We start from the raw sequence: 11,001 nt of genomic DNA, 5'->3' as shown, positions 1-11,001 counted from the left end.
ATCTCGGAACAAAGGGGCGGCTTCATCGGAATCGGCAGGCAGAATTGCGGTGAAGGTCATTAATCATTTCGGGGATGAAGTAATGAAGGTTTTTGGGGTTTGATCATGAAGATCGCAAAGCCGCTCAATATGGTCCAAACAACCTTCAACGAACTTTGCGCGAAGGGCGGCGGAATCGGCGGAGGCCCAGCACGATCAAAAGTTCAGCAACTGCTGCACGACGGCAGTAAGAAGCTGAATAAGTTCGCGTTCGACGAAATCACAGACCAGTTGGCCAAGTTTCCCGATCGCGACCCGTGGCACGTCTGCTTCGCCGTCGGGCTAGGATGGGGGCATCTAGCCCAGATACACGACGATTTTACGGACAATGCGACGAAGGTCCTTTCGACCCTCGATTCTACATCGCTTGGCAAAGCAAAGACATTTCACCTTGAGCGCGGCCCGACCCCGATCGAACAGTCTCTCACTGGCGGCTATGCAATGTTTCAAAAAGTCAGGTTGCCCAGAGATTTGCCGGATGATCTTGCGAGCTATGGCCGCGCGCAAGAGCGATGGCTGCAGCCGATACTGTCGAAAACAGAAGAGCGACCGCGCTACATAGGCAGTTGGAATGCGACAGCAATGTTTATGGTGGCATTGTTCTCGAAGCCTGCCTTGGCCTCCACACTCAAGAACCGTGAAGTCATGCTTCCACCGGGAGGGCCGATTTATATGGGCCTGTCGCTACTGCACCAAGCGAAGTTGCTGCCCCAAAAGCCTGCGGGAAGCGCACTTGATAACGAGGCATTCGAGCCCGGCGCCATTTATGAAAACAACGCTTTGATGCAAGAACTCCTTAAGGGTAAATCGGATTGGAGTATCTTGGACGTGCATAGTGGCCTCTACATGCTCGGAACTCGCCACAACCTTTCTGACCAATGGGCCTGATGGATATGCGGCGGGAAAACTTCGATCACGGATTTGGTGCCTTGGCCTGGAAGAAGGCCAAGGACGAGGCCCTAATCATTCTGAGGCAGCGAGCGAAGCGCTGCGACCCGATCACCTATTCGGAACTGGCAAGCAAGATTTCGGCGGTTCAGATGGAGCCGCATGACCCGCGGCTCGCTCACTTTCTTGGTGAACTTTCCACTGATGAGCACGAAGGCGGACGACCACTCATCACCGCGCTGGTGGTTCACAAACACGATCTGCAACCGGGCAAGGGCTTCTTCGACCTTTCGCGATCGCTTGGATATTCCTTTGTTGATGAGATCGAATTCTGGAGTGAACAGCTCGACCGGCTGCGTGCACAATGGAAGTGAGGTGGTGACGTGAACTTCCTGATAGCAGAGACATTCACGGCCTCGTTCAACCGCCTATCAGGCTTGGATCAGAAGGCAGTCAAGGCCAGTGTCTTTGATTTACAGATGGATCCGTCCGGCAACGGGCTACAGCTCCATCGCATTGACAACAGCAAGGATCCGAACTTCTGGTCGGCTCGTGTCAATCGAGACATAAGGCTGATCGTCCACAGGACGAGAGACAGCATGTTGGTTGCCTATGTCGACCATCACGACGCGGCTTATGCGTGGGCTGAGCGTCGGCGGATTGAGGCGCATCCACGGACAGGTGCAATACAGATCGTCGAAGTGCGCGAGCGTGTCGAAGACGTTGCGCCGTCCGGAACGTTTAACTTCGTTTTCCCCGAGCCTGCGAATGGCGTGAAGGACGCTTCACCGTTTCAGCCGCTTTTCGCGTCTCTCGACGATGAGGCGCTGCTGTCAGCGGGTGTTCCCGAAGACTGGCTCGCCGATGTCCGCGACGCCAACGAGGAAGGTTTTTTTGCACTTGCGACGCATCTGCCAGCAGAGGCCTCCGAGGCGCTACTGGAATATGCCGCCACGGGTACACTGCCCGCGCCTGTTGCTCGCCCCGCCGATCCATTTTTCCACCCGGATGCACTGCGCAGGATTCGTCCGATTGCTGACCAGGATGAACTGGAACAGGCACTCGCCTTCCCGTGGGAGAAATGGGGGGTCTTCCTCCATCCCTCGCAACGGTCGCTGGTTGAGCAAACGTTCGCTGGACCTGCCCGCGTGGCGGGTTCGGCCGGGACAGGCAAGACGATCGTCGCGATCCATCGCGCGGTCCGGCTGGCCCGGCAAAACCCGAATGCTCGGATTTTGTTGGCAAGTTTCTCCCAGCCCCTTGCCGACGCCATGGCAAAGAAGCTTCTCGTACTCGCGCCGGAGACTGGCGGCATTGTACCTCGCATCACCACCGCCTCCTTTCGCGGAATAGCGGAACAGATGCATCAACTCGAGTATGGCGTGCGCCCCCGGATTGCGTCAGAATCGGTGCTTAGGGAATGGCTCCACGATGCCGCGACCAAAGCCGATCTGAAGGGATTCTCGGATCGATTCCTGCTGTCGGAGTGGACCAATGTGATCGACGCCTGGGGGATTACGTCGCCGGAGGCCTATGCGACCGTTCAAAGAATGGGCCGCAAGAGCCGCCTGGGTCCGAACCAGCGGGAGCGGCTCTGGCCCGTGTTTGCGTCGGTACGCGCGTCATTGTCGGCTGAGCGCTATACAACCTGGTCTGAGGTCTTCACAAGCCTTGCCGGTTCGATCATCGACAGGAAGTCGAATCCATTCGACCACATCATCATCGATGAGGCACAGGATCTTGCGCCGGCAGAGCTCCGATTCTTTGCTGCATTGGCTCCGGCGGGTGCCGACGCCATTTTTCTCTCTGGAGATGTAGGCCAGCGTATCTTCCAGCATCCTTTTTCTTGGGCTGGCCTAGGCATCGACGTTCGCGGCAGGTCGCATACGCTCAAGGTCTGCTATCGCACGTCACAGCAGATCCGCCGGGCTGCTGACAAGCTCTTGCCCAACGTTCTACGCGACACCGATGGGCTCGAGGACGAGCGTCGCGGTATCGTTTCCGTATTCTCTGGTCCGCCGCCGGAAATCAGAACCTTTGAGAATGAGCGCGAGGAATCCGACAGTGTGCGCGCGACGATCGCCGCCTGGCTGGATGAAGGTATCGCTGCTCATGAGATCGGCGTCTTCGTGCGGACGTCGCAATTGATCCCGCGTGCCCGAGCAAGCATACCGGAAATCGATGGGGCTGCTGATATTGTCACGTCGCCGATGAGCCTGGCGAAAGGTCTGGAATTTCGCGCCGTAGTCGTAATGGCTTGCGATGAAGGAATCCTGCCTCTCGACGAGCGCGTGGCGGATGCCGCCGATGAGGCGGAGCTTGACGACGTATACGAAACGGAGCGGCGGCTACTCTACGTAGCTTGCACTCGGGCGCGGGAACATCTGGTTCTTACCGGCAAGCGACCGGGTTCCGAGTATCTCGTCGACTTCACCGACTAGCCGCAATCTTGCAGCGGCAAGTGCAATCGTCGGCGCGCCATGGGATGTCGGGACGTCTCGCCGCTCGCAATTGTGTAAAGGCCGGTCACGAGTACAAAACCCGCATTCCCCTAACCCTGCCATGAGTTGACGAGTGCGTCCCAATCGATCTCACGTTTCTCGATCCCGGTCCAAACGTCCCAGTATGCTGGATCAGTCGAACGCGGTTGATGTTCAAGTTTCAATTCTCGCATCTCAACGAGCACTGGGATAGGCGCCGCCCAACCGAGAAGGACTGCGTGCCTGGATGGCAAACCGGGAAGCTCCTTCAGCAACCCGCCGATGTTATCGGGCACCAGCTTGGACACCAGTTTCTGGTCCGCATCGTTGACGATGCGGTGGAGGAGAAATGTGTTGCACTGAGCAAGCAAGGTAGCCGAAAGCTCCGAAGGCCTTTGTGAGGAGACCAGAAGACCAAGTCCGAATTTTCGTCCTTCGCGGGCGATGCGCTCGAAAACGTCACGACAGAGGTCGGACGCATTCCATGTTTCCCTATCAGGCGACCCAACACCCTTGACGAAATTATGCGCCTCTTCGAGAACTAGGACGGTAGGCAGGGATTGTGCAGCGGTGCGTCGATAGCGCTGTAAAGCTTCGAACACTACACGTCCAAGGACCGAAACGATAATGTGCACCGTATCCGACGGAACAAGAGAAAGGTCGATAACGGCTATGTTCCCATTAGAAGCGTTGCTCGCTCCTACATGGTCCTCCAGCCAGTCCTTGAACTCCGGTGGTTCCGGATCGTTGATGACGCTGCCGAGCCGATTGTCCGCGAGCATGCCTCGTATTCTCAAGCCCAGTGTCGAGACAAAGTTCGCAACATTCGCGGACTGGCGCGCGGCAAGAGCTTCCAGATGACTTGAAAGACTGGAGACATCGAAAATGCGAGGCGCGTCCTCGTGCATATGCTCCAACGCTTCCTCCGCCGGAAGCGCATCGAGCAGCGTTTCGAGAGAGGCGGCAACTTCCTCGAGGTCGGCGGCAGCGAAGTCGCTCCAATACTTCCCTCTCTCCAGCTTTGCCTGGATAAGCGCGTCGACGGTCGATTGTACCGCTTCGATGGCTTCGCAATAAGGGTCGTCGATGATCGCTGGCCAAGTCTCACAATCGGCAGCCAGTGTGAGTAGTACGCCCCCGAAGTTCTTGTTGCCCGGGAAGCCGGTGTACTCCTGGCGACCATTCGCCAAGGTCGATCTAACCGATGTCAAATAAGAGGAAACCAGTCGGGCCACCTTGGCCTCTGGCGAAAGGTCAAGCTGCGCGCCGCTCTTCAGCTCCCTCAGCCCCTGCAAAAGGAGCGGCCTCTGCACGGCCGGTTGGGCCTGTGAAAGCGTACTCCATTCGCTGCCGTTCCAGAGCCATGCCGGAACCTTCAGAGCCTTTTCTTCATCCTGCAGTGGGGGAACACGAAAAACCCGGACACTCGTGGGGTCGTCGGCAAAGGCTCGACTATACTCTCCGTTGGGGTCGAGGATGATGAAGCGCGCATTAGGCCTCCCAGGTTTGCCTGCCTTTCGTCTCTGTTCGGCAGCGGCATCGAGCGACCATCGTATAAGACCGGCCACGGAGCAGGACTTTCCGCTTCCGGTGTTTCCGAGAACAGCCAGGTGCCGTCCAAATATCTTGTCCGGATCGACCATAATGTCAGCGTCCATTGCCAGTGGAGAGGACCCTATGACAACGCGACGGTCGGTGTCGCCGGCGCCGACGATGGCCGCCACCTGGTCCGGCGTCGGGATCAAGACCTGATCACCTACCGAGGGGAATGCTAGCACGCCGCGCGAAAGCTCCTGTCGTGGTTTGCCGTCACTTCCTGTTCGCAGGAGTAGGGTGCCGATGGGCGACACGCTCATCCTCCTTGTAGGGAACGGCAGATCCACGAGCGCAAGGTCTCTTTGACCTCCACGAGGCATCGCCGACTTCACGACTCCAATCCAGGTCACGTACGCAACGGTCGCGCCGACTTCGTTCGGTACATAGCTGTTGATGCGGGGAAAAGGCGTCGGAATCCCGGTGTTTAGAGCGATCGCTTGCGGAGTCTCGCCACCAAGTGACACTTCGATCTCCGATGGAGATACGGCCTCAACGGTTCCGATGACCAGATCTGACAACGCCTGGATAGGGTAGGTCATTGCACGCCCTCTGTCGGAGTGGTCATGGAGACATCGAGGGGACGCTCCTTCAGAAGCGCGGTCATTCTGGCCGTAATGTAGTCGAGAGCAGGCTTCGGCAGATAGTTGCGGGTCATCGTTTGCAAGTCGCTGAAGTGGGTCCCGACAAGCAAAGTAGTTTGTGCTTCACGGGTTCGGGATAGGAATAGTTCCAGTCGCTCGCTCATCGATCTAGCCGCGATCACGACATGCGTCGATGGAATGGAGAGCATGTCGAGGATGACGCGATTGATGTGGTCGTCCCCGAAACCGTAGCCGTAAACGAAGAGGACTGCATTGGGCCTGCAGACCGATGCCGCGAAGTCTCGGAAGAGTTCCGCATATGGATAATGTGTGGTCTCGAAATCCTTCGCAGGATTTGGGTAAATCATTACGGTGTCAACGGGGTCATGGGGAATTCCCGTGTGATCGAGCGGCGCACCGAAAGGCAGTCCTAGTCTCGAAATCGTCCTGCGGGCGTCGTCGTATATCCAGTCCAGAGAGCCGTGAAGCTTCGTCAGCCGAACAACGCCTTCCATGAAACGCGGTTCGCCCCGTATCCCAGGAGGGTTGTAGTGATAGTCGACGTCCAATCTCGAAGCCCGGAAGATGGGATTGAGGGCGCCAACGAAGCGATCAATCATTCGAAGGCCAGCCAGATCGCAACCATGTTCGATCAAGCGGTCGTAGTTCGTCGTGAACACATGCAGCCGTTCGCGCGAAGCCGTCCGGCTCGCAAAACTCAGAAGGAAGGACTGCAAAGCGAGTTCCATGTCAGACGCTTTCTTCCCGGATGCTTTGGCGATGCCAATCTCCGTCTCCAGCAAGGATTCGAGGAAAGCCCGTAGCTGGGAATTTACCCGCTTCCTCAGATCCTCTGCGTCTTCGATGTCAGTAATCTCAATTCCGGCAAGAACCGCGAGGGCGCTCCTTAGCTGATCTTCGATGTTTGCCTCGCCGCGGCCCATCTTCTTGGCAGTCACCTGGGCATGCTCGTCAATGTACGTCTCGTAAACGCCGCCGAGCTTGATCGTTCCCATCCCGGTAGCCGGCGAGCCGGCGATCTTCCCAATTGCCGTAGTGAAGCCGCTGCCGATCAGAAGATTGAGATGCTCAGCCTGGAATGTCGCGGAAAGCCAGGGTTCGATTTTCTTTCGATGCTGTGCGATGAATTCGTTCAGAGCCTTGTCTTCGTCCGGGACGGCTTCACTCGAATACGAGGCGCTGCCCACCCTATAGAAGTGCTTGCCGATACCCGCCATTTTATCCCTCCGAATCGCGACCTATAGTTTAGCGGTTGCCTCGGTTACATGACAGACTAGGCCAAGATCGAGCGTCAAGGAAACGGCTGGTCGTTGCTCAATATGAGGCTGGAGGCTCGTTGGATCACGACGATGTGTCCTCACCACGAGGAACGCCGATGGCTCGAACTTCGACAATTCGATTGACGGTGATCAAGACGTTCGTGGCCGGTACCGGGAGCCAGATCTGACCGTCAGGCACAGATACTGCATTTGCTCGGCCGCGCTCGAAGCACACACGGAGACCATTTGAAGTAACGATACCCATCATCCGTTAATCAACGGGAGCTTCTCATCGATACAGGCCACCGCATTTTTTGCGCTGCAACCTCCACGTTTATCTTAAGGAAAGCAATTTTTGAGATCTAAACGAAGAGGCAATTAATGTCGTCGCGAGGGGATGGTGCGATGGTAATTCATGAGCGAACCCAACACCCGGTTGGACAGGGATTTTTTCACAGTGCTCTCGTGAATGGAGAGAAGGGGCCCGTAAGCTATGTCGTCGACTGCGGGTCAATGAGTAAATACGCCTCGGCGCGGAAGGCGAGGGTACGGTCTTACATCAAGGATCTCGGGCCTCGCAGACAGCTCGACATCCTGTACATAACCCACTTTCACGTGGACCATGTCAGTGGGCTCGAGGAACTGCTCCATGAAAAGAGGGGGCTCAGGGTTGGCACAATAGTAATGCCGTTGCTCAACGACGTTGATAGGTTAATTGCCTTCGCTCGAAGCTATGTCGAGGATCGCGCATCGGCGAACACGGAGTTTTACCGGTCCTTCGTTGCAGATCCAAGTTCTGCCATATCTCGTTTCAATCCGCGAAGAATCATATTCGTCCAGTCCAGCCGGGGTGATGGTGGTGCTCCTGGTAGTATCGAACCGCCAACCGAGCCTTTTGATCCCGATTTGTCGGCGCGGGTTGATTCTGTGGAGGCGTGGAAATTCACTGGTCTCGGTAGAGTTGGCCGATACCCTGATGGATCCACCGACAACAATGACGGAACGGGGGCGCTGATCGCTCCTGACACTACGGCAGTAGTCGTTTCGTCCTTCGGCAGTGACTGGTTGTTGGCGCCTTTCGTCGATCCGGGAATCTCGCAGGATCAAACAAAGTTCTTACGGGCCCTTGCCAAGGAACGGGGTTTATCTCTTCCCAAGCTGAAATCATGGCTTGAGGACATTGAAAACTTGAAAACTCTTCTCACGAGCGATGTCGCCGATCTAATTGCCGCCTATGACGCGGTGACGGTTGATCTGAATATCACGTCATTGTGCCTATATTCTGGGCCTGTGAATGGATTCAGCTTAAGCATGCGCGGCGAGAGCTTCGCCACAAACAAAGGGGAGCATTGGTGGCTCCTTTCGCACCGGGTCGCCTGGCTGGGAACCGGAGATGCTGCACTCGCCTCGGGAAAACGTCGTAAGGCGTTCCTCAAGCACTACGGGCGTCTATTGAACAACGTTGGGGTCCTGACGCTGCCGCACCATGGTTCGGAGAACAACTTTCACGATGAGCTTGTCACCAAGATTAGTCCGCGCCTAACCATGGCAGCGGCAGACAGGTACTCCAAATGGCGCCATCCCGGCGCGTATGTCGTGCAATCAATTTGCTCCCACGGATCGGCAGTTCATGTTGTGACATCGAAACTTCCGTCCCTGTTGCGCGAGTATGTAGAGCTCTTTTAGATCGCGTCTCATTAACGTGGTTTTCGTAACCCAGACGAATTCCGCACTTTGGTACGTGGGAATCGTAAATGTGCGAGGAATCATCCCAGAACCGTCGCTGAGTGTTTTTAACCGCCGTACGATCACGGCTTTGCCCTTGAATCCCCGCTGGGTGACACGATAGCGTTTAACCGCTCTATTTGTCCGCGGTCCCGGAAGGCCACTTCTTCAGCGCCTCCCTGCGTTTCCCCTGGGACACAACCCTCCGCCCGACCTTGGCCGGGTGGAAGCCCGCACGTGACAGTGCCTGGCCAAACGTTTCGTTGTCGTCCGCCGCTTCATTGAGCGGCCTGACGTCGTCGGCTTCGGTCGTCTCGTCTTTACCGCCTCGTGGCATGCCAGACTCCGTTTCCAGCAGTCGTTAGACATTTTGGCCGCGGCCTTGGACCGGGCTAGGAGATGTCTGCACGCGAAGCGGCTTGAGTTGGACCCTCCTCCGCGACGCGTGTACGGTCGCCCTCCAACATGACGTGCGTGTCAGCATATGCGGCCTTTCGCAAATTCATTGTTGCCGCCTTGCTTGCTCGCGCGCCTTCCGCAATCCCTCGACGACCCGTTCCAACCTTCGGATCGAACCACCCGTCCAGACTTTCGCCAAGGCATCCAATTCGAATCCTTCGAGTGGCGTGGCCCAGCGCGGATCGTACCCCGCATCGATGTACCGCCGCGCGAGGATAGGGGGGACGAGCTGCGGCAGATGATCGGCTCCCGGGCAGGGAAAAGGAAGGATTCGGCACCGGTCGCGTAGAGCGGCCGGTACCGACTCAATGGAGTTCGCGGTCATCAGCCAAGACACGTGTGACAGATCGCAAGGGGCCTGAATGTAGGGATCATGCCAACAGCGAGATGTCACCGGTTCGTACAGGCCAATCAACACATCGTGCACATTGCCATTGTTGCGACTGGTGCCGATCTTATCGATCTCGTCGAGAATTATGATCGGTCCGGCGCATCGGTGTCGACGCACGGCCATAATCGCAAGGCTTGGTTCGCCCGATGACCACCTCCGGGCGGTCCCGCCGATGGCGCTATCGCTCACTCCTCCACAAGATATGACTTCAAAGGGCGCGCCGAGTTCCTTACTCAATCGTTTGGCAAACTCAGTCTTGCCGCTTCCGGGCGCCCCAAGCAGGATGATAGGCCTCAGGTAGACATTGGCCCGGCCATCAAGGCCCTCTAGCACATTGTCAATAACCGTCACAGCATAGGGAAATTCCGCGATCAGCCTCGTACGAACTTCGGTCAACTCCGGCATGCCGGGCAGAGGCAACGCACGCTGTTTGAACTTTTCGAATTCCTTGGCTACTCGCTTCCCATCGGCCGTCGTGTCATTACCGACACCGCTGATAACGACGACACCGTCGGTCAGTCGCGTCTGGTGCTCCAGGGGCTCTTCTTCCCAGGTCGCGATTGAAAGACCGGCATCTACTGAATCCTTGGGTTCCGGCCCGTCGACCATTATTGACGTAATCGCATTTTTGAAGTGGACCTCGTAGGTCCGCACTTCCATCTCGAACCACTCTGCGGATCTCTGAATAGAGACGCCTGCTCGTTGACGCGCGTGGAGTGCACGGGATTGTGCCGCCCAACTGAGCGAACGCCAGAGCAGGTGGAGGTTCTCTGCAGTAGTTAAATTCCCAGAAGCAAGATGGGCGATCTCCCCGGCGATCAAAGCCGTCGCTTGGCCGTCCCCAAAGAACGCCCGGTAGAATCTGCACCGCAGGCGGCACTCATCGACCGGCAGTCCTTGTGCATCATCGATGAGATCGAGAGCGGCCTCCACCGCAAGCACGCCGTCGTTACTCGGATACAAAGCTAGCTCACTCAGACCAGCGGCGAGGAGCGCAAGCCCGGTCCGCTTGCGCTTCTTAAGTAGACCCGACAGACGGTCGGAATATTCGCGGATGTCTTCGGCCAAGTCTTCGCGGAAGAAGGCCATCCCTCGAAGCAGTTCCTCGGCGGTCGGCAGATGCAATCCGGCGATTGCTGCCTGCTGCCGGCGCTGGAAGTGGCGATCTTGTGATGGCGGTTTATCTGTCACGGGACACCTATTTGAATCCTAGTGAAGCATTGGTGCGAAGTAGCGGCCGCGTTCGGCCCGGCTTCATGCTTTTCCGGTTCCGGCCGGATGGCCCAAGCGGTACCAACGGTTGACCGTGCGCGCGATGCCGGCCTCTGTGTCCATGTACATGAGCTGACTGGTCATGACCTCACGACCGTCTCCCAGAGATGGATGGCCAAAGACGTACCCGGAAAGGCAGGCCGTCCTTCGCGAATACATCTGATGAGCTTGGAGGATGGGAGCGGTGTCCAAAGACAGTGTCCGGATCAATCCAGCTTCAATGGAGCGCAGATCAGCGGAAAGGCGCTGCGCATCTTCCGAATTCAAATAGGCGAACTTCATCGGGACAT

At 57.1% G+C, this 11,001-nt stretch carries 8 protein-coding genes; 4 read left to right on the top strand and 4 right to left on the bottom strand.

What is annotated here, in order from left to right; translation table 11 throughout:
* Positions 1-105: 105 nt before the first annotated feature.
* From CO655_RS24295 to CO655_RS24285, 3 genes are read left to right on the top strand one after another with little or no spacing between them, the layout of a single operon-like run.
* Positions 106-927, top strand: coding sequence for a hypothetical protein (locus tag CO655_RS24295; RefSeq protein ID WP_097667143.1), 822 nt, complete (start codon positions 106-108; stop codon positions 925-927).
* 41 nt (positions 928-968) lie between these two features.
* Positions 969-1,301: a hypothetical protein gene (locus tag CO655_RS24290; RefSeq protein ID WP_141514355.1), complete on the top strand. Its 333-nt coding sequence runs from the start codon at positions 969-971 to the stop codon at positions 1,299-1,301.
* Positions 1,302-1,310: 9 nt separating this feature from the next.
* A complete protein-coding gene (locus tag CO655_RS24285) occupies positions 1,311-3,368 on the top strand; it encodes a 3'-5' exonuclease (protein WP_097667141.1) in 2,058 nt (685 codons plus the stop codon).
* Positions 3,369-3,478: 110 nt separating this feature from the next.
* Here CO655_RS24285 and CO655_RS24280 read toward each other — a convergent pair whose 3' ends face one another.
* Together CO655_RS24280 and CO655_RS24275 are read right to left on the bottom strand one after the other, a co-directional pair.
* Entirely contained in the window at positions 3,479-5,542 is a 2,064-nt protein-coding gene (locus tag CO655_RS24280; RefSeq protein ID WP_097667140.1) for an ATP-binding protein, read from the bottom strand.
* Positions 5,539-6,822 carry an SIR2 family protein gene (locus tag CO655_RS24275; protein ID WP_097667139.1) on the bottom strand — a complete coding sequence of 428 codons (1,284 nt, stop codon included), beginning with the start codon at positions 6,820-6,822 and terminating at the stop codon, positions 5,539-5,541. Before CO655_RS24275 ends, CO655_RS24280 begins: the two co-directional genes overlap by 4 nt.
* A gap of 726 nt (positions 6,823-7,548) precedes the next feature.
* Between CO655_RS24275 and CO655_RS24270 the strand changes: the two genes are divergently transcribed.
* Positions 7,549-8,550 (top strand): hypothetical protein, encoded by a 1,002-nt coding sequence (locus CO655_RS24270; protein WP_245423898.1) that lies wholly within the window; start codon positions 7,549-7,551, stop codon positions 8,548-8,550.
* A 541-nt stretch (positions 8,551-9,091) separates the two neighbouring features.
* Here the strand turns inward: CO655_RS24270 and CO655_RS24260 are convergent.
* Both CO655_RS24260 and CO655_RS33540 read right to left on the bottom strand, forming a co-directional pair.
* A complete protein-coding gene (locus tag CO655_RS24260) occupies positions 9,092-10,630 on the bottom strand; it encodes an AAA family ATPase (protein WP_141514354.1) in 1,539 nt (512 codons plus the stop codon).
* A 63-nt stretch (positions 10,631-10,693) separates the two neighbouring features.
* Complete coding sequence (locus CO655_RS33540) at positions 10,694-10,993, bottom strand: DUF6634 family protein (RefSeq protein WP_141514353.1); 300 nt, start codon at positions 10,991-10,993, stop codon at positions 10,694-10,696.
* Between the last annotated feature and the right edge of the window lie 8 nt (positions 10,994-11,001).

It is taken from the genome of Rhizobium sp. M1 (assembly GCF_002531805.1).
Taxonomy (GTDB): Bacteria; Pseudomonadota; Alphaproteobacteria; order Rhizobiales; family Rhizobiaceae; genus Rhizobium; species Rhizobium etli_C.
Note: the sequence above shows the minus strand (reverse complement) of the source record. Positions and strands in the feature narration are given on the sequence as shown.

What these genes read in the sequence shown, in the direction of transcription:
- CO655_RS24295 (WP_097667143.1), top strand. Translation starts at nt 106, where the DNA reads ATGAAGATCGCAAAGCCGCTCAATATGGTCCAAACAACCTTCAACGAA.
- CO655_RS24280 (WP_097667140.1), bottom strand. Translation starts at nt 5,542, where the DNA reads ATGACCTACCCTATCCAGGCGTTGTCAGATCTGGTCATCGGAACCGTT.
- CO655_RS24275 (WP_097667139.1), bottom strand. Translation starts at nt 6,822, where the DNA reads ATGGCGGGTATCGGCAAGCACTTCTATAGGGTGGGCAGCGCCTCGTAT.
- CO655_RS24270 (WP_245423898.1), top strand. Translation starts at nt 7,549, where the DNA reads ATGCCGTTGCTCAACGACGTTGATAGGTTAATTGCCTTCGCTCGAAGC.
- CO655_RS33540 (WP_141514353.1), bottom strand. Translation starts at nt 10,993, where the DNA reads ATGAAGTTCGCCTATTTGAATTCGGAAGATGCGCAGCGCCTTTCCGCT.